This window comes from Vibrio hangzhouensis (assembly GCF_900107935.1).
Classification (GTDB): domain Bacteria; phylum Pseudomonadota; class Gammaproteobacteria; order Enterobacterales; family Vibrionaceae; genus Vibrio; species Vibrio hangzhouensis.
Window position 1 is genome coordinate 148,814 of sequence record NZ_FNVG01000003.1, and the last position, 23,741, is coordinate 172,554.

Genomic DNA, 23,741 nt, shown 5'->3' on the forward strand with positions numbered 1-23,741 from the left:
AACGTGAGCACCATTTCCCAGGATAGCGCAGTCACCCTCCATTTTACCATTAAACTGAAAGATGGTTCCGTCGCCGATAGCACTCATAATATGGGGAAACCCGCTAAATTGATCATCGGTGATGGCAGCCTGAGTGATAATTTTGAACAGTGCCTGTTAGGACTGCAGTCCGGTGACAGTAAAGCCATTGAATTGAAGGCAGAGGATGCGTTTGGTTTGCCGAATCCGGATAATATTCATCATATGGACAGAGCTAAGTTTGTGGGTGACTCTGAGGTGGAAGTAGGTACAATAATGGCCTTCTCAGGTCCTGACGGTATGGAAATTCCCGGTATCATCACTGATATTGCGGGTGATTCGGTAACAGTAGATTTTAATCACCCGTTAGCCGGACAAGACGTCACCTTTGAGGTCGACATTCTGGAAGTAGAGTAAACATCAGCCAAGTAAGTAAAAGCGGTTCATCGATGAGTAATGAAATGAAGATCAAGTTAGCTAACCCACGAGGCTTCTGTGCCGGTGTAGACAGAGCCATTAGCATTGTGGAACGTGCTCTGGAAATGTACCAGCCACCGATTTACGTGCGTCACGAAGTGGTGCATAACCGATTTGTGGTGGAAGGGCTTAAGCAGCGCGGTGCCATTTTTGTGGAAGAGCTGAGTGAAGTCCCAGACGACAATATCGTGATTTTCTCTGCTCATGGTGTCTCGCAGGCAGTGCGTAAAGAAGCGAAGCAGCGTGCGCTTACTGTTTTTGATGCGACCTGTCCATTGGTGACTAAAGTGCATATGGAAGTGGCGCGTGCCAGCCGTAAGAACATGGAAGTGGTGTTGATTGGTCATGCGGGTCATCCTGAAGTGGAAGGCACTATGGGGCAGTATGCGAGCGAAACCGGGGGCATGTATCTGGTCGAAAAACCGGCAGATGTGGCTTTGCTTCAAGTGAAGGATCCCAGCAATCTGCATTATGTCAGCCAGACTACACTCTCTGTGGACGAAACTTCCGATGTGATTGAAAAGCTTAGAGAAGTATTTCCAGAGATCCAGGGGCCGCGCAAAGATGACATTTGTTATGCGACACAAAATCGTCAGGACGCGGTGCGTGAACTGGCTGGCGCTGTGGATGTCATGGTCGTTGTAGGCTCAACTAACTCTTCCAACTCGACACGCCTGAAAGAACTGGCTGAAAAGCTGGGCACGCCAGCATACTTAACCGATACGCCTGATCTGATTGAAGCTGAATGGTTTGAAGGCAAGGGGCTGGTGGGTGTGACCGCTGGGGCCTCAGCGCCAGAAGAGCTGGTTAATCAAATCATCGACAAGATCAAAGCGTTAGGCGCAGATGATGTTGAAGAAGTATTAGGCCGAGAAGAGAATATGTTCTTTGAAGTGCCGAGAGAGTTGCAAATTAAGCAAGTCGATTAGTTAAAAAACGCCGCGTAGAATCACGCGGCGTTTTTTTTTGCTAAGGTATTCGGTGCGCCAGGAAAGTCTCGGTATTTGCCAAGCGCCAATTCTGACCATTATCGGTACTCATCAGCAGGGTCGGGTTATGCTGATAGGGCTGACTATAGCGGCTTGATGAGCCTGCCAGTGCCTCATTGGGCCAGCGACGGTAGTGCTCGGTGACGACGTGGATACAGTCACTGTTGTTCGACAGCTCAGCACACTCTTGCTGACTGGACTTACTGACACGCAGACTTTGATTAAACCAGCTATCATCGTTGAAATTCTGGATTTCATAGGTGAAAAGCAGGTAGAGATTACCGAGTTTGTCCTGATGCACCTTTTGGGTGTAGTTTGAATATTGTTGCCAGTTCGGCATTACAACTACCCCCACATCTTGCCACTGATAATTGCCACCGCTCTGCAGTTCTCCTTCTAACCACTCCAGTCGGTATCCTGACGGAGCATCGGTGTCAGGCGCGGTGTTTCTCATTGCCAGATATAAGTTGTCTCCCTCGGTGATCACCCCGTGCACGTAGGTATATCGGCCATAGGGTTGTCCAACATAATTAACGCCGTCCTTTAAAGGCAGATCGCCCGGATAACGTGCGACTGGCGAGTCAGGGCCAGGGGAAAACTTGTCGTTTGCTGTTTCACCATCAACCCACAGCTGGTGGTTGTTGTTCCAACGTTCGTCGGTGACCGGAAGCTGGGAGTAGCGATGCCAGATCTGATGATTGTGTGCCCCTGATAGAAAATGGAGCCTGTCTTTACTATCGATGTGGATAATCGGTTGATTGTGCGAATCTGGAGTAGCTTCAGAGGTCGAACCGCTCCAACCCATAAACATCACATCGGCACTTTCACTGCCTAGTTGGTAGCGAACGTAGTATTGACCAGTGTTATAGTCCTGGCGATTATGGTCTAGTGCATCAAAACTAATGGCAGCGATGTGAAGGGTATTACCGTGCCACACTATAGGGTGGCTGCCACGATACAATCCTAGCGATAAAGGCAGTGGCACGACTTCGTCTTGCCATATTAACTCGCCATTACCCTGAGAGACTAAGCGGGAAATTGTGTAAGTCCTGTTTTTCGCACGAACGAACAGCGGTGCATGTTCGCCATCGCCAACCATTTCAGTTTGCGCTATCCAATGCTTGCTATAACCAAGCCAGGACTGGCTTGAAGCCTGATATCGAACTACACCATGGTCCAGCTTGAAAAAGACATCACCATTATTCTGAAAATAGACTTGTTCAATGTATCGGTAGCGATAACCGTCCAGACCATCGTCATTTTGACGGAAGCCCAACTCGCGCTCCAACTCTCTGAGTGAGATGGATACCCACTCGCCACTTTCGGTTAAACGTACCAGATAGGAATCGCAGTCAGTGCACTCTACACCGTTACTGTAGAATGATGAGTAGACCCGATCATCGTAGGTCAGTGCATGCAGGGGTTTATCGGTGCGGGCCAGTGTCACAGGATCTTGATGGTAACCCGGTTGATCATCTCCGCGATTGAACTGGTTCATATTATTGACGATCATCCAGGGGAGGTTATTGGCATCAAAGTAGGGGCGTCCTGGTATGAAGCGGGGATGATATCCATAGCGTTCCCGCTCTCTGTCAAAAATATTTTGATAGTGAAGCGCCGTTGCTGCGTCTTTGCTAGTACGTATCGTTGGAGCGTTATCCGCTTGTTCCACACAGCTGTGATCGTAACGGGACCTTAACCAGGTTCGGTTAAGGTGTTCAAACGTTTGTTGCCAGTTTAGCTGGCAGTCCTCAGTTGGAGGTTCCGGCTTATCAGGATTTGAGGCTTGTTTATCTTGTGAATTACAACCGATAAGGGTGAGCAGACCCAGTGTCAATAAAATTAGCGGGCGAGAAACAGACATTTTCATGGTTTTCCGAATCGAAATTGAGAAAGGTAAAAAAACGTTTCAATAGAGAGAATAGGCTTTACTCATTGAACTATTTTGGTATCCTACCGCCGCTATCAGATCGATAGCTTTTTCGGAGATAACTATGAACACTACCGACCATCCTCCTAGTATTAAAGGGGATAAGTAACTTCTCGTCGGTATTTGCGATCTTCGTTCCTACCTTCGAGGTAGGAGTTTCTTCCTTTCATAACTCCCTGTTATTTCTCTCCTTTATACTATTTCGTCAATCAATTGGCGCGCAGTCCTGCACGTCGAATTTTGACGTTTGATGGTCGTTACCAACGCTAATCGGGAGATTCGCCATGACGGTAATGAGCAATACATATATTGAAAATACAGCACCTCGCTTCTCAGAAGAGGAGATCAGTGCTGCAACCAAAGCCTTCCTGCAATATGACAACGAGCAACAGTTAAACTTGCTCACGGTTATGCCGATTGATGAGGCGGTAGGCGTATTACAACACTGTGCTTTGGGTCAGGTTCAGTTCTTAATCGAAGAGCTTGATTTACAAGGGCATGACAAAAGAGCGAGACACTTTGCTCACCATTTGGGACTGATACATTCAGAAGCGGAAACAACCGGTGGTTATCTTACCACGGGCGTACTTGAGCACGTCAAACAGCGCATTGGCTGGATCATTACTCTAGCACTACTCGGTATCGTATCTGGCCTTATTATTGCCCAATACGAAGACACGTTAAGCCAGTTAGTGCTGCTTGCGGTGTACATGCCGGTTATTGCGGCTGCTGGTGGGAACACTGGAACACAAGCCGCGACACTCGTGATTCGTGCTCTGGCAACTGGGGAGTTAAGAAAGCGTCAGTGGCTGGAGGTGCTCTGGAAAGAGAGCCGAGTTGCGGTATGTCTGGCCGCCGCCGTTGCCCTGGTAATGGTCGGCCGGATTCTGATCTTTGGTGACGTGAACTCTGCGGGTGGGTTTGATATTAACTTGATTGCGATGGCCATTGCCGTAGCCTTGTTTATACAGGTTACTGTATCCACCACTTTGGGGGGCGTACTGCCTATCATCGCTCGTGTATTCAAAATGGACCCGGCTGTGTTGGTTAGCCCGGTACTGGCGTCCATTGTCGACATATCGGGCATGTGGATTTACTTTACAGTTGTGAACCATTTTCTGGGATTACAATAGTGGATCATGTACAAAGCGCAGCCTAAGGCTGCGCTTTGTTATTTGAACGGCCCAGTGAATAGCTGTAATCCACAACCTGTCGGTAATAGTTTTGTTCAAACTGGGTCAGAGGCGAAATAGTAGGAGTTGTGTCCTCGGTTTTCTTTGGGTGGTAATCGGTAACAAATTGCACGAAAACACTTTCCGGTTTCCCTTTGTTATTCAGGCCGAACCCCGCCATATTATATGTTCCGAAGAGCGAACCACTTTTAGCGATAAGAGCGCCTTTGATGGGCGCTTTTCGCATGCTTGAACGATATTTCAGGGTGCCATTGTTACCAGAGACAGGCATCAGTCTGATAAGATCTAATGATTGATCATTGTCATAGATATAACTAAGGATCTGACGCATTTGACGGGCGGTAAATCGATTGTTTCTGGACAAACCAGAACCGTCTTCCATTACCGCAGTATCGATATCAATATTCGCTTCGGATTTCAGTATTGCTTTGATGGCGGCCGTGCCATTACGAAAAGACCCAGCCTGCTGGAAGTGGTGAGCTCCCAATGTTTTGGTTATGTTGTCTGCATACAGGTTGTTGGAGTCTTGCAACATCACCGCAAGTAACTCGCTAAGCGGTTTGGAGCGCTGAATAAAAAGGGCTGTTTCCATAGATGTGTCAGGTTTCCCGATGTTGATAGCGCCAGCTAAACTGATCCCCAGACTTTTCAGCTCTGCCTCGATCACCTGTTGAGTAAATAACTCCGGTGAAGCCAGGGCAAATTTCAACGGGAGTGGAGAAGAGCGTTTCACCAGACAGCCCGCAATCTGGTAATGGTTGTCATTGCCGATCTGCAATTCTAAATCACAGTGACTCTCCTGCTGTTGTTCTTTAGTTACTGTGATGGCTGAGGTCGTCGCCTGAATTGGTTGATGAGCAGGGATATTGATTCGTGTGGAGCCATCATCATTTGTGTAGAGAGCCCCTTGAACACAGTTGCCATCAAGAGTTATTGCAGTAGAGGGGGCGCTATAACAGACACCGAGAATATCCCAAGGCCAGCCCACAGCCTTTGAGTAGCCACCGAATACACTGTTGTCCAGCCAAACTTGATCCCAGTTGGCACCTAACTCTTTTTTCGCCACTTTTAGCATGGTTTTTAGCGATTGTCGGCTTAGGGTAGGGTCTCCAGAGTAGCGAATGATCACATCATTTCCCGAACGCAGCAGGACTGTTTCAAAGCGAAAACTGTCTGGTAAGGAAAGTTTGGCCGCCAACGCAGTGACGACCTTCAGAGTGCTCGCCGGAGGAAAAAACTGGTCGATATCCTTGGATATCAGGCTTTGCTCAGGTGTATCTAGCGGGGCAACGAGTAGGGCACTGCGGCTTCCGTCAGGCAAATACTGAGTGGCTTTTATGTTGGAGGCAAAACAGGTAGCAGGCAACAGTAGAGCCGTGACAAGCAAGCGTTTCGAGATCATATGACTAATTGATTATGTAAACGTATTTTCACTTTAGGCTAACAACCAATTAAGTCGAGTTAAAGTGCTAAATTTCGTCCTCTTAACTGAGTGTTTAAATCGGCACCGAATGTCAAACAGGCGGTGCGTACTGCCTTAGCGGGATGATAAAGTGGGGCGGGCGCCAAAGAAGCGCGTGTTCAGGTTGCAGAGATAAAGATTTGTAGGCTATATTGTCTTGCTGTCCTTTAGAAAGGACAACGTGCCAGTGTCCGCATCTCGGTCGTATCACAAACCGACAATCGTTGTAGACACCAAGGTGTCAAATTCGATGAATTTTCTCCGCGGTTTGATTACACTAGGCGTATCCCAAATTATTTTATTAAATTGTACTCAGGCTTGCTTGAGTAGGGTTTTTTTGTCCAAAGCGTGCTTTGGAAAAGAGGTTGTTATAATGGAAAAGGTTCCAATGACTGTACGTGGCGAGCAAAAGCTGCGTGAAGAGTTAGATCGTCTGCTTAAACTTCGTCCGCAAATTTCTGAAGCAATCGCAGAAGCTCGTGAGTTGGGCGATCTGAAAGAGAATGCAGAATATCACGCGGCGCGCGAAGAGCAGGGCATCTGTGAAGCGCAAATTCGCGATATTGAATACAAGCTATCGGTAGCTCAGGTTATTGATGTCACAAAGCTGGATAATAGCGGAAAAGTTATTTTTGGCTCTACGGTCACTTTGATTGATATTGATACAGATGCTGAGCAAACTTACCAAATCGTGGGTGATGATGAAGCAGAAATTAAAGCCGGTCGTATTTCGGTTAGCTCTCCGATCGCTCGTGGTCTGATTGGCAAAATGGAAGGTGACGAAGTAACTATCGTGACTCCGGGTGGTCAAAAGGACTTTGAAATCGATAAAGTGGATTACGTCTAATCTATTTGTGTCAAAAAAAGTCGCGTGAGGCGGCTTTTTTTGTACCCGATGGTACGCCGTGGACTGTAAGAAAAACGAAAAGGCCGCTAATGCGACCTTCTCCACTTTGAAACAAATTGTTTCTGTCAGCGCGAACGCCTGGCAATTTTACTTGCGAGGAAGTTCGATCTTCTTTTGCTCTGACTGACGGTAAAGGACAAGAGTCTTACCGATAACCTGAACTTTCTCTGCTTTTGTTTCACGAACAATTGCGTCGATAATCAGTAGCTTAGTTTCACGGTCTTCTGACGCCACTTTTACTTTGATAAGTTCGTGGTGGTCCAGAGCGATTTCGATTTCCGCTAGAACAGCCTCTGTTAGTCCATTTGCGCCTAGTAGCACGACGGGTTTAAGTGCGTGTGCTAGGCCTTTAAGGTGCTGCTTTTGTTTGGTGCTTAGGTTCATAACGCGGCCAAATTTATTTACTATTAGGGTTGAAAACCCGTATTTTAACGCCATCTAATGACGAAGACTATACTTTATTCTAAGGGCGTGCCCTTGTTGAGTTGGAATTTGAATGAGTAAGCAAAAACATTCGGCCAGTTCTGGTCGTTGGCTAAAAGAGCATTTTGATGATAAATATGCCAATGAAGCCAGAAGAAAAGGCTATCGTTCACGTGCTATCTTTAAGATTGAAGAGATTCAAAATAAAGATAAGCTCTTGAAACCCGGTATGACAGTCGTGGATTTGGGGGCAGCGCCCGGTGGTTGGTCTCAGTACGCGGCGAAGATGGTTGGGGATGAAGGGCAAGTGATTGCGTGTGATCTTCTTCCTATGGATCCGATCTCCGGCGTGAGTTTTTTACAAGGAGATTTTAGAGAAGAAGCAGTGCTTGATGCGTTACTCGAACGAATCCAACCAGATATGGTTGACGTAGTAATGTCTGATATGGCGCCAAACATGGCTGGAAACTTATCGGTCGATCAGCCTAGAGCAATGTATCTTGTTGAACTAGCATTAGATATGTGCCATCAAACTTTGGCACCTGGCGGCAGTTTCGTTGTGAAAGTGTTCCAGGGCGAAGGATTTGATGAATACGTAAAACAGGTGCGCGATGCCTTCAAAGTGGTGAAGATTCGTAAACCAGACTCATCTAGAGCTCGCTCTCGTGAGGTGTTTATTGTGGCTAATGGTTTCAATGGCTGAACATTAGTTTACAAAGACAAAATTAACAATGTAGCTACAGCCGGAAAACTGTAGTACCCTACCTTTAATTACAATTAGTTATCGAGAGGCTGACACCTTGAGTGACATGGCAAAGAATTTAATTTTGTGGTTAGTCATCGCCGTTGTGTTGATGTCGGTATTCCAAAGCTTTGGACCAGGCGAAAGCAATGGTCGAGCGGTAGATTACACCACGTTCGTACAGGAAGTTGGCAATGGCCAGATTCAAGAAGCTCAATTTAAAGACAGCGAGATAACCTTCACTCGCCGTGGCGGTGGCAGTCGCTTTGTGACTTACATGCCCGTTTATGATCAAAAGCTACTTGATGACCTAATCAACCAAAACGTAAAAGTTTCAGGGACACCACCAGAAGAACAAAGCCTGCTGGGCACTATCTTTATCTCATGGTTCCCTATGATTCTTCTTATTGGTGTTTGGATTTTCTTCATGCGTCAAATGCAAGGCGGCGGTGGTAAAGGTGCCATGTCGTTTGGTAAGAGCAAAGCTCGCATGATGGGTGAAGAGCAGATCAAAACAACCTTTGCTGATGTTGCAGGTTGTGATGAAGCAAAAGAAGACGTAAAAGAGCTTGTAGATTACCTGCGTGACCCAAGCCGATTCCAGAAACTGGGTGGTAAGATTCCAACTGGTGTTCTCATGGTTGGTCCTCCAGGTACAGGTAAGACGTTACTTGCGAAAGCCATTGCTGGTGAAGCAAAAGTACCGTTTTTCACTATCTCAGGTTCGGACTTCGTTGAAATGTTCGTTGGTGTTGGTGCGTCTCGTGTGCGTGACATGTTCGAGCAAGCAAAGAAAGCGGCACCTTGTATTATCTTCATCGATGAGATTGATGCGGTCGGTCGTCAACGTGGCGCTGGTGTTGGTGGTGGTCACGATGAACGTGAACAAACATTGAACCAAATGCTGGTAGAAATGGATGGCTTTGAGGGTAACGAAGGTATCATCGTTATCGCAGCAACTAACCGTCCAGACGTTCTTGACCCTGCACTTCTTCGTCCTGGTCGTTTCGACCGTCAAGTTGTGGTTGGTTTACCTGATGTTCGTGGCCGTGAGCAGATCCTGAAGGTTCACATGCGCAAAGTGCCTCTAGCATCTGACGTTGAGCCATCTTTGATTGCTCGTGGTACACCGGGCTTCTCTGGTGCAGACCTGGCTAACCTAGTTAACGAAGCAGCACTATTTGCTGCACGCGGTAACAAACGCAATGTATCCATGGTTGAGTTCGAACTTGCAAAAGATAAGATCATGATGGGTGCAGAACGCCGCTCTATGGTGCTGTCAGAAGAAACCAAAGAGTCGACAGCATACCACGAAGCAGGTCACGCAATCGTTGGTCGTTTGGTTCCTGAACACGATCCGGTGTATAAGGTATCTATCATCCCACGTGGTCGTGCACTGGGTGTGACGATGTATTTGCCTGAGCAAGACCGTGTGAGCATGTCTCGCCAACACCTAGAGTCGATGATCTCTAGCCTATATGGTGGTCGTCTAGCTGAAGAGCTTATTTACGGCAAAGACAAGGTATCAACAGGTGCATCGAATGATATCGAACGTGCGACTGATATTGCTCGTAAAATGGTGACCCAATGGGGCTTCTCAGAAAAGTTGGGTCCTCTGCTTTACGCTGAAGACGAAGGGGAAGTATTCCTGGGTCGCAGTGTGACACAGACCAAACATGTGTCTGGCGAAACGGCCAAGCTGATTGACGAAGAAGTTCGCCATATCATCGACCGCAACTATGACCGTGCTAAGAAGATCCTGGAACAGAACATGGATATCATGCACGCGATGAAAGATGCGCTGGTGAAGTATGAAACCATTGATGCGGGTCAGATTGATGACTTGATGGAGCGTAAAACCGATATTCGTGAGCCTGCTGGCTGGACGGATCAGGCGAAGGCTCAACAAGAAGCGAAGCCTCAGGCGGAAAGCTCATCAGAGCCAGAGGTTAGCGCTGAACAACCTGAGCCTAAAACTGAGGAACAAGCAGCAGCTGACTCAGAAACTAGCACTGAAAAAGTGAATTCTGAAACGACGAAAAAAGATTCAGAATAAGACGCAGTAATTAAGCCCCGAGTCTTGCTCGGGGCTTTTCTTGTTTATGGCAACTATGACTTTACGAGCGAATAATAAAACCCTCTCTCTCGATACCCCGCAAGTTATGGGGATCGTTAATGTCACGCCCGATTCGTTTTCTGATGGCGGTAAATTTACTTCTATCGATGCAGCGATATCTCAGGTTGAATCTATGATCCAGGCGGGAGTGACCATTATTGATATTGGTGGTGAATCTACCCGTCCTGGGGCGCCCGATGTCGCACTGGAAGAAGAGCTAAAGCGTGTGATCCCAGTGATTAAGGCAATACGAGAACGCTTTGATGTGTGGATCTCTGTGGACACCAGTAAAGCGGAAGTGATGAAGCAGGCGGTTGAGGCGGGGGCGGACATCATCAATGACGTCCGGGCACTGCAGGAGCCGGGTGCACTGGAAGTGGCGGCACAGGCCGGGGTTCCCATTTGTCTTATGCACATGCAGGGGCAGCCGCGTACCATGCAGTCCAATCCGAGTTACGATGACCTGTTAAGTGATGTGTCTGAATTTCTCGCGCAGCGAATTGATGCTTGCGAGGCGGTTGGAATCAAAAAAACGCAGTTGATCCTTGACCCGGGATTTGGGTTTGGTAAAACTCTTGAACACAATTATCACTTGCTTGCACACCTGGAAAAGTTTCATCAGTTCGGTTTGCCCTTATTGGCGGGCATGTCGAGAAAGTCGATGATATTTAAATTGCTGGATAAAGCGCCGGCAGACTGTCTGGCAGGTAGTCTGGCTTGTGCAACGCTAGCTGCTGCAAAAGGCGCTCAAATCATCCGTGTGCATGATGCAAAAGAGACGGTTGAAGCAATGAAAATTGTACAGATGATGCAATCAAATTTATAAAAATAAATTAGGACAACACTATGTCACAACGACGTTATTTTGGTACTGACGGTGTACGCGGAAAAGTGGGCCAGTACCCAATTACACCGGATTTTGTACTTAAACTAGGCTGGGCTGCAGGACGTGTACTGGCAAAGCAAGGCACGAAAAAAGTCATTATCGGTAAAGATACGCGTATCTCTGGCTACATGCTGGAGTCGGCGCTTGAAGCTGGTTTGTCGGCAGCGGGTCTGAAGGCGATCTTCACCGGGCCTTTACCCACGCCAGCTGTGGCGTACCTGACACAGACATTTCGTGCCGAAGCGGGCATCGTGATCTCTGCCTCTCACAATCCCTATTACGATAACGGCATTAAGTTCTTTTCTTCTGAAGGGACAAAACTGCCTGATGCGATTGAGCTGGCGATTGAAGAAGAGTTGGACAAAGACATTGAATGCGTCGAATCTGCCGAACTGGGCAAGGCGAGCCGATTGAACGATGCTGCTGGGCGTTACATCGAGTTCTGTAAAAGCACCTTCCCCCATGACCTGAGTCTGGAAGGGGTGAAGATCGTCCTTGACTGTGCACACGGTGCGACTTACAAAATTGCACCATCGGTATTTACTGAGCTCGGTGCAGATATTGTTACTATGGGTGTTGAGCCAAATGGTATCAACATCAACGACGAAGTCGGTGCGACAGACGTGCGTGCATTGCAGGCCCGAGTGGTTGCAGAAAAAGCAGATTTGGGTCTTGCCTTTGATGGTGACGGCGACCGCATCATCATGGTTGACCACTTAGGTAACAAAGTGGATGGCGACCAAATCGCTTACATTATTGCACGTGACGCGCTTCGCCGTGGTGAGCTAAAAGGTGGCGTTGTTGGAACCCTAATGACCAACCTTGGCATGGAAAACGGCCTTAAGCAGCTTGGTATTCCATTTGTTCGTGCTGCCGTAGGTGACCGCTACGTTATGGAACAATTGCTTGAGCGTGACTGGCGTATTGGCGCAGAAAACTCTGGCCACGTGATTCTGCTGGATAAAGTGACGACGGGTGATGCCATTGTCGCCGCGCTGCAAGTGCTTGCTTCAGTGATTGACGCCAAAATGTCACTCAATGAGCTTGCTAGCGGTATGACCTTATACCCTCAGGTGCTGATTAACGTTCGTTTTAGTGGTGATGCGAACCCACTAGAAGCCGAAGCGGTTAAGCAAGCCGTTGCGAAAGCAGAGGCTGATCTTGGCGATAAAGGCCGTGTACTGCTTCGCAAATCCGGCACTGAGCCTCTACTGCGAGTGATGGTAGAAGGTGAGGATGATGCTCTTGTGAACGAGTCGGCACAATATATTGCTGATATCGTGAAAGAAAACTGCTAGGTAACGACTATTTAGTATGAGCAAGAACCAAATTAGTTCTTTTGGTTCTTGCTTATTTTTTATATGATTACTCGCTTATTCTTATCGGTAATTGTTTTTTTGCCCTTTTTTTGAGCGTTCAGTTGCTCGGCGAAAGATTTTTGTCATTTTTCTCTTGTCAGTCAGTGCGGCATTCGCTAGTATTGCCACCGCCTTCACTTAGGAGGCCATAGCCAGGTTTTCAATGCGTACAGCAAGGAAAGCAGCGCTGGCTCAACAATTAGGAACATAGGTGGACACATGATTCAAGTTCTACTTGTGATTTACCTGTTGGCTGCGCTTGGTGTTATTGGCCTAGTGTTGATTCAACAAGGTAAAGGCGCAGATATGGGAGCCTCATTCGGTGCTGGCGCTTCAAACACAGTGTTTGGTGCTAGTGGCTCAGGAAATTTCCTAACCCGAATGACTGCAATTTTTGCAATCGTATTTTTTGTTATCAGCTTAGTACTTGGCAACATGTACACTCACAAAGGTGAGTCTCAATGGGTTGACCCTACTCAAGGTCAAGTGATTGAGCAAGCAGCTGATACAGCGAGTGATGTCCCTGCTGAAAACAGCGACGAGATCCCTCAATAAGTCGATCGATTCTAACGAATCGAAAAGCTTAGATGCCGAGATGGTGAAATTGGTAGACACGCTAGCATGAGGTGCTAGTGCCTTTGGTGTGAGGGTTCGAGTCCCTCTCTCGGCACCATTATTTATAAACTTGTAATACAGTTTGGTGAGCGTATAATGCTCAGCAAGTCGGACGCGGGGTGGAGCAGCTTGGTAGCTCGTCGGGCTCATAACCCGAAGGTCGTCGGTTCAAATCCGGCCCCCGCAACCAATACTTTCTAAGTGTTGATGGATTGCAAGTTTAGCAGTGTGAAAAAATCACTGCACATCGAGAAAACACCAACTATCTTTTTAGGGTGTTATTTTCTCTCGATGATCAGGGTCCAGCAACAAAAAACCCCGACTATCGGGGTTTTTTGTTATTTGCGCTTTTTAAAAGGCAGCAAATACAAGTGCTTGGAATTTAAATTGGGCTATATGCCCTTTTTTTGTTTCTGGAGTGGTTAAATGACTGGTTTAGAAAGACAACTTACAGAATTGCTCGAAGCGCCTGTAGAGGCAATTGGCTACGAGCTTGTTGGTTTAGAGTTCATCCGTGCTGGTGAGCATTCTACTCTTCGAATCTATATCGACCATGAAAATGGTATTACTGTTGATGCTTGCGCAGAAGTAAGTCATCAGGTAAGTGCAGTAATGGACGTCGAAGACCCAATTACGGTGGCTTATAACCTAGAGGTGTCTTCACCAGGCCTAGAAAGACCACTTTTCAAAGCAGCACATTACCAACAGTTTATTGGTCACGAGGTCAGCATCGTGTTGAAAATGGCTGTCGGCAACCGTCGTAAGTGGAAAGGTGTAATCCAATCTATTGATGGCGAGACAGTGACCATCCTTGCCGATGGTAACGAAGAAGAAATGGCGCTAAGCAACATTTCCAAAGCTAACCTTATCCCTAAATTTTAGGTCCCTAATAATAAAAGCTTAGAGGCTAGATAAATGAGTAAAGAAATTTTAGCGGTAGTAGAAGCAGTTTCTAACGAGAAAGCTGTTCCTCGTGAGCGTATTTTTGAAGCGCTAGAGATTGCACTAGCAACCTCTTCTAAGAAAAAACACGAAATCGAAATCGATGTACGTGTTGCCATTGACCGCAAAACAGGTGAATTCGAAACCTTCCGCCGCTGGATGGCAGTAGAAGAAGTTGAATTCCCAACGAAAGAAATTTCTATCGAAGCGGCACAGTACGACGACGAGTCTATCCAATTAGGTGACTTCGTTGAAGAGCAGATCGAGTCAGTAACGTTTGACCGCATCACCACGCAAACAGCTAAGCAAGTTATCGTACAGAAAGTACGTGAAGCTGAGCGCGCGCAAATCGTTGAGCAGTTCATCGACAACGAAGGCGACCTAGTGACAGGTGTGGTTAAGAAAGTTAACCGTGACACCATCATCCTAGACCTTGGTAACAACGCTGAAGCCGTTATCCTACGTGATGACCAGCTTCCTCGTGAAAACTTCCGTCCAGGCGACCGTGTACGTGGTCTTCTATACAAAGTGGCTCCTGAAGCTCGCGGCTTCCAGCTATTCATTACTCGTTCTAAGCCAGAAATGCTAGCTGAGCTATTCCGTGTGGAAGTGCCAGAGATTGCTGAAGAGCTTATCGAGTTGAAAGGCGCAGCACGTGATCCAGGTTCTCGCGCGAAGATCGCTGTGAAAACTAACGACAAACGTATCGACCCTGTTGGTGCGTGTGTGGGTATGCGTGGTGCACGTGTACAAGCGGTTTCTGGTGAGCTTGGCGGCGAGCGTATCGATATCGTTCTTTGGGACGATAACCCAGCTCAGTTCGTTATCAACGCAATGGCGCCAGCAGACGTTGCTTCTATCATCGTTGATGAAGATGCACACTCTATGGACATCGCGGTTGAAGCTGACAACCTAGCGCAAGCTATCGGTCGTAGCGGTCAAAACGTACGTCTAGCGTCTCAACTGACTGGTTGGGAACTGAACGTAATGACAGTTGCAGACCTTCAGAAGAAACACCAAGAAGAAGCAACAGCTTCTATCGAAAACTTTATGAAGCACCTAGACATCGAGCAAGACTTCGCGGAAATGCTTGTTGAGGAAGGCTTCTCAACTCTAGAAGAAGTGGCATACGTGCCAGTTAACGAACTTCTTGAAATCGACGGCTTAAACGAAGAGCTTGTAGAAGAGCTTCGTAGCCGTGCAAAAGATGCCCTAACGACACTTGCTCTTGCTCAGGAAGAGTCATTCGAAGGTGTTGAGCCAGCTGAAGACCTACTAGCACTAGAAGGTCTAGAGCGTGAGATGGCATTTAAACTGGCTGCAAAAGGTGTAGCTACTCTTGAAGACCTTGCAGATCAAGGTGTCGATGAGCTAGAGGGCATTGAAGGGCTAACAGAAGAGCGCGCAGGTGAGCTAATCATGGCTGCACGTAACATCTGTTGGTTCGGCGACGAAGAATAATAATCAGCAAGGAGGTAGTTGCATGACAAAACTTACGGTTAAAGCACTTAGCGAAGAGATTGGTACGCCAGTTGAACGCCTAATTGAACAACTTGCTGATGCTGGTCTGAAAAAATCAGAAAGCGATCAGGTGAATGATGAAGAGAAGCAAACGCTTCTTACTCACCTTAAGAAAGAACATGGTGATACATCTGGTGAGTCAGAGCCTACTCGTCTTACGCTTCAGCGTAAAACTCGTAGCACTCTGTCTGTTTCTGCCGGTGGCGGTAAGAGCAAAGATGTACAAGTAGAAGTGCGCAAGAAGCGCACTTATGTAAAACGCAGTGCGATCGACGAGCAAGCAAAACGTGAAGCTGAGGAAGCAGCAAATCGTGAGGCGGAAGAGCGTGCCCAACGTGAAGCCGAAGAGCTAGCCAAACGTGAAGCTGCAGAGAAAGCACAGCGTGAAGCAGAAGAAAAAGCTCAGCGCGAAGCCGAAGAAAAACGTCTAGCAGAGGAAAATGCTAAACGTGAGGCGGAGCAATCTGATGCAAATACTGCTAAGCGCGCAGAAGCGGAAAAGGCTAAGAAAGAAATGAACGCAAAGAATGCTGAAGCGAAGAAAGAAGCGGACGAGCTAAAACGTCGTCAAGAAGAAGAGGCGCAACGTAAGGCGGAAGCTGAAGCGGCTCGTCTAGCTGAAGAAGCTCGCAAACTAGCGGAAGAGAATGCCGCACGCTGGTCTGAAGAAGAGAAAAAGTCTAAAGACAACGAAAAAGCAGATTACCACACGACAACGTCTTCGTACGCTCGTGAAGCAGAAGATGCTCAAGATCGTAAAGAAGAGAAAGCTCCTCGTCGTCGTAAGAAGAAGTCAACGCAAGATCGTGACGATTCACGCGGTAACAACCGTGGTGGTCGCAACCAACGTGGTAAGAAAGGTAAATTGGCTAAGCCAACGTCTATGCAACACGGCTTCGATAAGACAGCTCAAGTTGCTAAGCAAGACGTTGTTATCGGCGAGACTATCGTTGTTTCTGAGCTAGCAAGCAAAATGTCTGTTAAAGCAACAGAAGTTATCAAGGTGATGATGAAGATGGGCGCTATGGCGACTATCAACCAAGTTATCGACCAAGAAACTGCACAGCTAGTTGCTGAAGAAATGGGCCACAAAGTTGTTCTACGTAAAGAGAACGAACTGGAAGAAGCAGTACTGTCTGACCGTGATGAAACATCAGAAGCAGTATCTCGTGCTCCTGTTGTTACGATCATGGGTCACGTTGACCACGGTAAGACATCGACACTTGACTACATCCGTCGTACTCACGTTGCATCAGGCGAAGCGGGTGGTATTACCCAGCACATCGGTGCATACCACGTAGAAACTGACAACGGCATGATCACTTTCCTTGATACTCCTGGACACGCGGCGTTTACCGCAATGCGTGCTCGTGGTGCTCAAGCGACAGATATCGTTGTTCTAGTTGTAGCTGCGGACGATGGCGTAATGCCACAAACAATCGAAGCGATCCAACACGCGAAAGCGGCGGGCGTTCCTCTGATTGTTGCAGTGAACAAGATCGATAAAGAAGACGCGAACCCAGACAACGTTAAGAACGAGCTGGCACAATACGACGTTATCCCTGAAGAGTGGGGCGGTGAGAACATGTTCGTTCACATCTCTGCGAAACAAGGTACTAACATCGACGGTCTTCTAGAAGCTATCCTACTTCAATCAGAAGTACTTGAGCTAACAGCGGTTGCTGACGGCATGGCATCTGGTGTGGTTGTAGAATCATTCCTAGATAAAGGCCGTGGTCCAGTTGCTACTGTACTGGTTCAATCTGGTACGCTACGCAAAGGCGACATCGTACTTTGTGGTCAAGAATACGGCCGTGTACGTGCAATGCGTGATGAACTAGGTAAAGAAGTGACTGAAGCTGGTCCATCTATCCCAGTTGAGATCCTAGGTCTATCTGGTGTTCCATCATCAGGTGACGAAGCAACAGTTGTACGTGATGAGCGTAAAGCTCGTGAAGTAGCAAACTACCGTCAAGGTAAATTCCGTGACGTGAAACTTGCGCGTCAGCAAAAAGCGAAACTAGAAAACATGTTCTCTAACATGACTGCTGGTGACGTTGCTGAGCTTAACGTAGTACTGAAAGCGGACGTACAAGGTTCTGTAGAAGCAATCTCTGATTCTCTATTAAAACTGTCTACTGACGAAGTTAAAGTGAACATTGTTGGTTCTGGTGTTGGTGGTATCACAGAAACTGATGCAGTACTAGCAGCAGCTTCTAACGCTATCATCCTAGGCTTCAACGTACGTGCTGATGCTTCTGCTCGCCGTACGGTAGATACTGAAAACCTAGACCTACGCTACTACTCAATCATCTACCAGTTGATTGACGAAGTGAAACAAGCAATGGGCGGTATGCTTGCTCCTGAATTCAAGCAAGAAATCATCGGCCTTGCAGAAGTACGTGACGTATTTAAGTCTCCAAAACTTGGCGCAATCGCTGGTTGTATGGTGACAGAAGGTACTATCAAGCGTAACAACCCTATCCGCGTACTGCGTGATAACGTTGTAATCTACGAAGGTGAGCTAGAATCTCTACGCCGCTTCAAAGATGACGTTCAAGAAGTTAAGAACGGTTACGAGTGTGGTATCGGCGTTAAGAACTACAACGATGTTCGCGTTGGCGACCAAATCGAAGTATTTGAAATCGTTGAAATCAAACGTACTCTAGACTAATTGACAAAATCGCTACTCATTTTTTAATTTGAGTATTGATGGTTGTTGAATACGCCATGGGGGGCTGGTTGATACCATCCCCCCATTCTTTCTATAGTGAGAAAAGAAATGTCAAAAGAATTTAGCCGCACACAACGTGTTGCGCAGCAACTACAAAAAGAGCTTGCTCTTATCCTTCAACGCGAAGTTCGCGATTCTCGTCTAGGTATGGTGACGATTTCAGACGTAGAAGTCTCTCGTGACCTAGCATACGCAAAAGTATTTGTTACTTTCCTATGTGTGGGTGAGCAAACCCCGGAATCTAGCATTGCGGCACTTCGTGAGCACGAAGCGCACATTCGCATGATGCTAGGCAAGCGCATTCGCCTACGTCTAACACCAGAAGTACGTTTCCAATACGACAACACACTGGTTGAAGGTATGCGTATGTCTAATCTAGTGAGCGAAGTGGTTAGCGAAGACAAGCGCAAGCAAGACGAAGCAGGTCGTAGCGAAGAAAATGGTGCTGAGGGAGAAGAGCAGTAATGGCTAGACGTCGCAAGGGACGTCCAGTCAACGGCGTTATCCTTCTAGATAAACCTACCGGTATCTCATCGAATGATGCTCTGCAAAAAGTAAAGCGCATCTACTTCGCTGAGAAAGCAGGCCACACAGGTGCTCTTGACCCGCTAGCAACGGGCATGCTGCCAATTTGCTTGGGCGAAGCAACCAAGTTCTCGCAATTCCTATTAGATTCAGACAAGCGCTACCGCGTGATCGCTAAACTTGGTGAGCGCACCAATACCTCTGACTCTGATGGCGAAGTCGTGGAAACTCGCGATATCAACGTAACTCCAGAGCTTCTTGATGAGTGCATCGATAAGTTCCGTGGTGAGTCTGATCAAGTGCCGTCAATGTTCTCAGCACTGAAATATCAGGGTAAGCCGCTTTATGAGTACGCTCGCCAAGGTATCGAAGTACCGCGCGAAGCACGTAAGATCACCGTGTATGAAATCGTCCTACATCGCTTTGAAGGTGATGAAGTAGAGATGGAAGTACACTGCTCGAAAGGCACGTACATCCGTACTATCGTCGATGATCTCGGTGAAATGCTAGGTTGTGGTGCGCACGTAACTATGCTGCGTCGTACTGCGGTTGCCAAGTACCCTTATGAGAACATGGTCACCCTAGAGCAGCTTAACGAACTATTTGAGCAAGCAAAACGCGAAGAGCGTCAGCCGCGCGAACTGCTTGATCCACTGCTTATGCCTATGGACAGTGCGGTGCAAGATCTCGAAGAGGTCAATGTGCTGCCAGAGCTTGGTGACATGCTTCAGCATGGTCAACCGGTGCAGGTTCCTGGTTTACCAGTCGATGCACCTGTGCGCATGACCATGGGTGAAGATCGCTTGTTTATTGGCGTTGGTGCCATGAATGATGATGGCAAACTAGCACCTAAGCGACTCGTTGTTTTCCGTGAGGAAGAAAGTGCTCAATAGAGCCACGAATACTCCTTGCTCTAGCTAGAATTATTCCCTATAATTCGCGCTTCGCGTAGCGGCTGAATCAGAGATTGGCTGCTACAACTTTTAAACTTACTCTTATTAGGAGAGAATTATGTCTCTGAATGCAGAAACTAAAGCAGCAATCGTTGCAGAATACGCACAAGGCGAAGGCGACACTGGTTCACCAGAAGTTCAAGTAGCTCTACTTACAGCTTCTATCAACCACCTACAAGGTCACTTCAAAGCACACAAAGGCGATCACCACAGCCGTCGTGGTCTTCTACGTATGGTTTCTCGTCGTCGTAAGCTTCTAGATTACCTAAAAGGTAAAAACCTAGCTCGCTACCAAGACCTAATCAAACGTCTAGGCCTACGTCGCTAATCAGCGTCTGCATAGAAAGTTTGTTAAAAGGGGCTATATGCCCCTTTTTTGTTAGCTAAATTTCTTAGTTAATAGCAAAACTTCCACTAAGTAGTTTATACTACGTCCCGTCTAAACTGAGTTGTGAAGAGCAAGTACGTTTAGTGACAATTTGTTCAGTACATTACAGTCCATTTAGTCGACCTCAGGGTCGCGACTATTCCAAGCACACTTACTTTTTTCAAGTGAAGTTTGTTTGAACTAGTCGCGATTTGTAATGCATTGAGCGCACAATCAATTATCTGGAATGATTCCAGAAAAAAGGAAATACAATGTTCGAAAAACCAGTTGTTAAGTCGTTCCAATACGGCAACCACACTGTGACGCTAGAAACTGGCGTTATCGCACGTCAAGCTACTGCAGCTGTAATGGTAACAATGGACGATACAGCCGTATTCGTTTCTGTTGTTGGTAAGAAAGAAGCAGTAGAAGGTCAAGACTTCTTCCCGCTAACAGTAAACTACCAAGAGCGTACTTACGCTGCAGGTAAAATCCCAGGTGGTTTCTTCAAACGTGAAGGTCGTCCTTCTGAAGGCGAAACACTGACTGCACGTCTAATCGACCGTCCAATTCGTCCTCTTTTCCCAGACGCATTCAAAAACGAAGTTCAGGTTATCGCGACAGTAATGTCTGTAAACCCGAACGTTCAACCAGACATGGTAACAATGATCGGCACTTCAGCTGCTCTTGCTATCTCTGGTATTCCGTTCAACGGTCCTATCGGTGCAGCGCGTGTTGGTCACATCGACGGTCAACTTGTACTGAACCCAAGCAACACTGAGCTAGAAAACTCTAAACTAGACCTAGTAGTTGCAGGTACTGAAGGCGCTGTTCTGATGGTTGAGTCTGAAGCTGACAACCTAACTGAAGAAGAGATGCTATCTGCGGTGGTTTACGGCCACGACCAACAGCAAGTTGTTATTAAAGCGATCAACGAGTTCGCAGCTGAAGTAGCGACTCCTGCTTGGGAATGGGAAGCTCCAGCAGTAAACACAGAGCTTAAAGCTCGCGTTGCTGAACTGGCAGAAGCTCGTTTCACAGAAGCTTACCAAATCACGGAAAAGATGGCGCGTTACGAGCAAGTAGGCACCATTAAGAACGAAGTGGTTGAGTCTCTATTAGCGGAAGACGAAGAGCTGGATGAGCGTGAAGTTCGTGGCATGCTAGGCTCTTTAGAGAAGAACGTTGTACGTAGCCGTATCATTGCTGGTAACCCACGTATTGATGGTCGTGAAAAAGACATGGTTCGTGCACTAGACGTTCGTACTGGCGTTCTTCCACGTACTCACGGTTCTTCACTGTTTACTCGTGGTGAAACTCAGGCAATCGTAACGGCGACTCTAGGCACACAACGTGATGCTCAAATTATCGACGAGCTAACGGGTGAGCGTAAAGATCACTTCCTACTACACTACAACTTCCCTCCATACTGTGTAGGTGAGACTGGTTTTGTAGGTTCTCCTAAGCGTCGTGAAATCGGTCACGGTAAGCTAGCTAAGCGTGGTATCGCGGCAGTAATGCCTTCTGTTGACGAATTCCCTTACACAGTACGTGTAGTATCGGAAATCACAGAATCTAACGGTTCATCTTCAATGGCTTCGGTATGTGGTACGTCTCTAGCTCTTATGGACGCTGGTGTACCAATCAAGTCTTCTGTTGCTGGTATCGCAATGGGTCTTGTTAAAGAAGGCGACGATTTCGTTGTTCTTTCTGACATCCTTGGTGATGAAGACCACCTGGGCGACATGGACTTTAAGGTAGCGGGTACCAATGAAGGTATTACTGCTCTGCAAATGGACATCAAGATCGAAGGTATCACCAAAGAAATCATGCAAATTGCTCTTAACCAAGCGCAAGGTGCACGTAAGCACATTCTATCTGTAATGGATGAAGCTATTTCTGGTGCTCGTGAAGACATCTCTGAATTTGCTCCACGTATCCACACAATGAAGATCAGCGCAGACAAGATCAAAGACGTTATCGGTAAAGGTGGCGCGGTTATCCGTCAGCTAACTGAAGAAACTGGTACGACTATCGAGATCGAAGATGATGGTACTATCAAGATCGCTGCGACTGACGGTGACCAAGCGAAAGATGCGATCGCTCGTATCGAAGCTATCACTGCTGAAGTGGAAGTGGGCAAGATCTACACTGGTAAAGTGGCTCGTCTGGCAGACTTCGGTGCATTCGTAACGGTTCTTCCTGGTAAAGATGGTCTGGTACACATCTCTCAAATCGCTCACGAGCGTGTTGAGAAAGTGACAGATTACCTGAAAGAAGGTCAGGAAGTTCAGGTTAAAGTACTTGAAATCGACCGCCAGGGCCGCGTACGTCTAAGTATGAAAGAGGCAATGGAAAAACCAGCTGCGGAAGAAAAAGCTACACCAGACGCAGAATAATTCGCATTTCTGAACCATTCAGTTGAAAAGCGTGCTATAAAAGAGGGGGCAATGCCCCCTTTTTTTTATGCGCGAAGGAAAATTCCTGCCCAGAAAACAGCATGTTCCGATGCTAAGCTTATAGGCAGGAGCAAGGAGAATAATATAGTGAAGTTGTTTCGAATTTTAGGATTGAGCATAGTGGTTGCTGTGACGGGCTGTGCTTCCAACTCCTCGACTCAAGAAGAACAATGGTTAAATCCTCCAATGGCGGTGCCATTGCAAGCGAATGTTCAATATGAAGTGCAGGTGGCGAGACTGACTCAGCTTCTTCAGCGCAGCGATCTGGAAAATGACGTCAGAGCAAAAATGCACTTTGAACGTGGCTCCTATTACAACAGCCTGGGACTGAGAGATCTTGCTCAGTTAGACTTTAACCAGTCTCTACAACTGAACCCCGCACAGCCAGTGGTATTTAACCAGGTCGGTCAGTACTTCACGCAAATCGGCGATTTTGATTCGGCTTATGAGGCCTTTGACTCCAGTCTAGAGTTGGACCCTGCTAATTCGTATGCACTGAGAAATCGTTCTATCGCACTGTATTACGGTGACCGTATTCCTCTCGCGATCGAAGGCATGACACGTTACTATCAGGAAAACCCTAGCGACCCTTATCGAGCACTTTGGCTTTATATTATCTCCCGCGAAGCCGGACCACTTGATGCAGCCATTACATTAGAGAAACGCTACCAGTCCAGAAACAACGACTGGGGTTGGATTCTAGTGGCCTTGATGTTAGACAAAGTAACCGAAGAACAAGCGTTTAAGGCTATATTGGCCAGCAGTCGAGACAACAATGTATTGGCAGAAAGATTGACCGAAGTGTATTTCTATTTGGCGAAGCGTCATCAGATTGAAGGCAATTATCCCGCTGCCGTATCACTTTACAAGCTGGCCATTGCACAAAATGTGTATGATTACGCAGAGCATAAATACGCCTTTCTGGAGCTAACTAAAATCTTTGAAATTGTTCGCGCGGAGCAGGCTGAGAAAGCCAAGCAAGAACAGCAAAATTCAGAGGCAGGCTCCTCAGACTCGCAATAGCTTAGAGAGTAACGAAACACCAGCTTTTAGCTGGTGTTTTTTTTTGCTTTGAACTCTGCGTGTAATTGCTCTAGAATAGTTAGCCAGGCTAATTAATAGTT

Annotated in this window: 20 protein-coding genes and 2 tRNA genes; 19 read left to right on the plus strand and 3 right to left on the minus strand. The window is 47.1% G+C overall.

What is annotated here, in order from left to right; all coding sequences use genetic code 11:
* Positions 1 to 3 precede the first annotated feature (3 nt).
* Entirely contained in the window at positions 4 to 435 is a 432-nt protein-coding gene (gene fkpB, locus C4S60_RS04315) for an FKBP-type peptidyl-prolyl cis-trans isomerase (protein ID WP_103879108.1), read from the plus strand.
* 32 nt (positions 436 to 467) lie between these two features.
* Positions 468 to 1,424: a 4-hydroxy-3-methylbut-2-enyl diphosphate reductase gene (ispH, locus tag C4S60_RS04320; protein WP_103879109.1), complete on the plus strand. Its 957-nt coding sequence runs from the start codon at positions 468 to 470 to the stop codon at positions 1,422 to 1,424.
* Between the two features lie 40 nt (positions 1,425 to 1,464).
* On the opposite strand, the gene C4S60_RS04325 is transcribed toward ispH, so the two are convergent.
* Positions 1,465 to 3,354, minus strand: a complete 1,890-nt coding sequence (locus C4S60_RS04325) for a BNR-4 repeat-containing protein (RefSeq protein WP_103879110.1) — start codon at positions 3,352 to 3,354, stop codon at positions 1,465 to 1,467.
* Between the two features lie 344 nt (positions 3,355 to 3,698).
* On the opposite strand from C4S60_RS04325, the gene C4S60_RS04330 reads away from it, so the two are divergent.
* Entirely contained in the window at positions 3,699 to 4,547 is an 849-nt protein-coding gene (locus C4S60_RS04330) for a magnesium transporter (protein WP_103879111.1), read from the plus strand.
* A gap of 22 nt (positions 4,548 to 4,569) precedes the next feature.
* On the opposite strand, the gene dacB is transcribed toward C4S60_RS04330, so the two are convergent.
* The gene (dacB, locus tag C4S60_RS04335; RefSeq protein WP_103879112.1) at positions 4,570 to 6,009 is read right to left on the minus strand and encodes a serine-type D-Ala-D-Ala carboxypeptidase; all 1,440 of its coding nucleotides are present in this window, start codon (positions 6,007 to 6,009) and stop codon (positions 4,570 to 4,572) included.
* Between the two features lie 433 nt (positions 6,010 to 6,442).
* Here dacB and greA point away from each other — a divergent pair, with 433 nt between their 5' ends.
* A complete protein-coding gene (gene greA, locus C4S60_RS04340; protein ID WP_103879113.1) occupies positions 6,443 to 6,916 on the plus strand; it encodes a transcription elongation factor GreA in 474 nt (157 codons plus the stop codon).
* Positions 6,917 to 7,063: 147 nt separating this feature from the next.
* On the opposite strand, the gene yhbY is transcribed toward greA, so the two are convergent.
* Positions 7,064 to 7,360 (minus strand): ribosome assembly RNA-binding protein YhbY, encoded by a 297-nt coding sequence (yhbY, locus tag C4S60_RS04345; RefSeq protein ID WP_103879276.1) that lies wholly within the window; start codon positions 7,358 to 7,360, stop codon positions 7,064 to 7,066.
* A 112-nt stretch (positions 7,361 to 7,472) separates the two neighbouring features.
* On the opposite strand from yhbY, the gene rlmE reads away from it, so the two are divergent.
* The 15 genes from rlmE to nlpI all read left to right on the plus strand — a co-directional run bounded on the left by rlmE (position 7,473) and on the right by nlpI (position 23,640).
* On the plus strand, positions 7,473 to 8,102 hold the full coding sequence (rlmE, locus tag C4S60_RS04350) for a 23S rRNA (uridine(2552)-2'-O)-methyltransferase RlmE (RefSeq protein ID WP_103879114.1): 630 nt from the start codon (positions 7,473 to 7,475) through the stop codon (positions 8,100 to 8,102).
* Positions 8,103 to 8,208: 106 nt separating this feature from the next.
* Positions 8,209 to 10,197, plus strand: a complete 1,989-nt coding sequence (gene ftsH, locus C4S60_RS04355; RefSeq protein WP_208623244.1) for an ATP-dependent zinc metalloprotease FtsH — start codon at positions 8,209 to 8,211, stop codon at positions 10,195 to 10,197.
* A gap of 55 nt (positions 10,198 to 10,252) precedes the next feature.
* On the plus strand, positions 10,253 to 11,083 hold the full coding sequence (gene folP, locus C4S60_RS04360; protein WP_103879116.1) for a dihydropteroate synthase: 831 nt from the start codon (positions 10,253 to 10,255) through the stop codon (positions 11,081 to 11,083).
* Positions 11,084 to 11,103: 20 nt separating this feature from the next.
* Positions 11,104 to 12,441, plus strand: coding sequence for a phosphoglucosamine mutase (glmM, locus tag C4S60_RS04365; RefSeq protein WP_103879117.1), 1,338 nt, complete (start codon positions 11,104 to 11,106; stop codon positions 12,439 to 12,441).
* Between the two features lie 279 nt (positions 12,442 to 12,720).
* Complete coding sequence (gene secG / locus C4S60_RS04370) at positions 12,721 to 13,056, plus strand: preprotein translocase subunit SecG (RefSeq protein ID WP_042496574.1); 336 nt, start codon at positions 12,721 to 12,723, stop codon at positions 13,054 to 13,056.
* A gap of 34 nt (positions 13,057 to 13,090) precedes the next feature.
* Positions 13,091 to 13,174: transfer RNA gene (locus C4S60_RS04375), tRNA-Leu, on the plus strand.
* A gap of 55 nt (positions 13,175 to 13,229) precedes the next feature.
* Positions 13,230 to 13,306: transfer RNA gene (locus C4S60_RS04380), tRNA-Met, on the plus strand.
* Positions 13,307 to 13,542: 236 nt separating this feature from the next.
* Entirely contained in the window at positions 13,543 to 13,998 is a 456-nt protein-coding gene (gene rimP / locus C4S60_RS04385; RefSeq protein WP_042496578.1) for a ribosome maturation factor RimP, read from the plus strand.
* Between the two features lie 33 nt (positions 13,999 to 14,031).
* Entirely contained in the window at positions 14,032 to 15,519 is a 1,488-nt protein-coding gene (nusA, locus tag C4S60_RS04390; protein WP_103879118.1) for a transcription termination factor NusA, read from the plus strand.
* 22 nt (positions 15,520 to 15,541) lie between these two features.
* Positions 15,542 to 18,253 carry a translation initiation factor IF-2 gene (infB, locus tag C4S60_RS04395; RefSeq protein WP_103879119.1) on the plus strand — a complete coding sequence of 904 codons (2,712 nt, stop codon included), beginning with the start codon at positions 15,542 to 15,544 and terminating at the stop codon, positions 18,251 to 18,253.
* Between the two features lie 108 nt (positions 18,254 to 18,361).
* The gene (rbfA, locus tag C4S60_RS04400; RefSeq protein WP_103879120.1) at positions 18,362 to 18,778 is read left to right on the plus strand and encodes a 30S ribosome-binding factor RbfA; all 417 of its coding nucleotides are present in this window, start codon (positions 18,362 to 18,364) and stop codon (positions 18,776 to 18,778) included.
* Positions 18,778 to 19,731 (plus strand): tRNA pseudouridine(55) synthase TruB, encoded by a 954-nt coding sequence (gene truB / locus C4S60_RS04405; RefSeq protein WP_103879121.1) that lies wholly within the window; start codon positions 18,778 to 18,780, stop codon positions 19,729 to 19,731. Before rbfA ends, truB begins: the two co-directional genes overlap by 1 nt.
* A 118-nt stretch (positions 19,732 to 19,849) precedes the next feature.
* Positions 19,850 to 20,119: a 30S ribosomal protein S15 gene (gene rpsO, locus C4S60_RS04410; protein ID WP_005380094.1), complete on the plus strand. Its 270-nt coding sequence runs from the start codon at positions 19,850 to 19,852 to the stop codon at positions 20,117 to 20,119.
* A 311-nt stretch (positions 20,120 to 20,430) separates the two neighbouring features.
* Positions 20,431 to 22,557: a polyribonucleotide nucleotidyltransferase gene (gene pnp / locus C4S60_RS04415; RefSeq protein ID WP_103879122.1), complete on the plus strand. Its 2,127-nt coding sequence runs from the start codon at positions 20,431 to 20,433 to the stop codon at positions 22,555 to 22,557.
* A 147-nt stretch (positions 22,558 to 22,704) separates the two neighbouring features.
* Positions 22,705 to 23,640, plus strand: coding sequence for a lipoprotein NlpI (nlpI, locus tag C4S60_RS04420; RefSeq protein ID WP_103879123.1), 936 nt, complete (start codon positions 22,705 to 22,707; stop codon positions 23,638 to 23,640).
* The last annotated feature ends 101 nt before the right edge of the window (positions 23,641 to 23,741 follow it).

Coding starts and splice junctions, on each gene's coding strand:
- ispH (WP_103879109.1), top strand. CDS start 468: ATGAGTAATGAAATGAAGATCAAGTTAGCTAACCCACGAGGCTTCTGT.
- C4S60_RS04325 (WP_103879110.1), bottom strand. CDS start 3,354: ATGAAAATGTCTGTTTCTCGCCCGCTAATTTTATTGACACTGGGTCTG.
- C4S60_RS04330 (WP_103879111.1), top strand. CDS start 3,699: ATGACGGTAATGAGCAATACATATATTGAAAATACAGCACCTCGCTTC.
- dacB (WP_103879112.1), bottom strand. CDS start 6,009: ATGATCTCGAAACGCTTGCTTGTCACGGCTCTACTGTTGCCTGCTACC.
- greA (WP_103879113.1), top strand. CDS start 6,443: ATGGAAAAGGTTCCAATGACTGTACGTGGCGAGCAAAAGCTGCGTGAA.
- yhbY (WP_103879276.1), bottom strand. CDS start 7,360: ATGAACCTAAGCACCAAACAAAAGCAGCACCTTAAAGGCCTAGCACAC.
- rlmE (WP_103879114.1), top strand. CDS start 7,473: ATGAGTAAGCAAAAACATTCGGCCAGTTCTGGTCGTTGGCTAAAAGAG.
- ftsH (WP_208623244.1), top strand. CDS start 8,209: ATGGCAAAGAATTTAATTTTGTGGTTAGTCATCGCCGTTGTGTTGATG.
- folP (WP_103879116.1), top strand. CDS start 10,253: ATGACTTTACGAGCGAATAATAAAACCCTCTCTCTCGATACCCCGCAA.
- glmM (WP_103879117.1), top strand. CDS start 11,104: ATGTCACAACGACGTTATTTTGGTACTGACGGTGTACGCGGAAAAGTG.
- secG (WP_042496574.1), top strand. CDS start 12,721: ATGATTCAAGTTCTACTTGTGATTTACCTGTTGGCTGCGCTTGGTGTT.
- rimP (WP_042496578.1), top strand. CDS start 13,543: ATGACTGGTTTAGAAAGACAACTTACAGAATTGCTCGAAGCGCCTGTA.
- nusA (WP_103879118.1), top strand. CDS start 14,032: ATGAGTAAAGAAATTTTAGCGGTAGTAGAAGCAGTTTCTAACGAGAAA.
- infB (WP_103879119.1), top strand. CDS start 15,542: ATGACAAAACTTACGGTTAAAGCACTTAGCGAAGAGATTGGTACGCCA.
- rbfA (WP_103879120.1), top strand. CDS start 18,362: ATGTCAAAAGAATTTAGCCGCACACAACGTGTTGCGCAGCAACTACAA.
- truB (WP_103879121.1), top strand. CDS start 18,778: ATGGCTAGACGTCGCAAGGGACGTCCAGTCAACGGCGTTATCCTTCTA.
- rpsO (WP_005380094.1), top strand. CDS start 19,850: ATGTCTCTGAATGCAGAAACTAAAGCAGCAATCGTTGCAGAATACGCA.
- pnp (WP_103879122.1), top strand. CDS start 20,431: ATGTTCGAAAAACCAGTTGTTAAGTCGTTCCAATACGGCAACCACACT.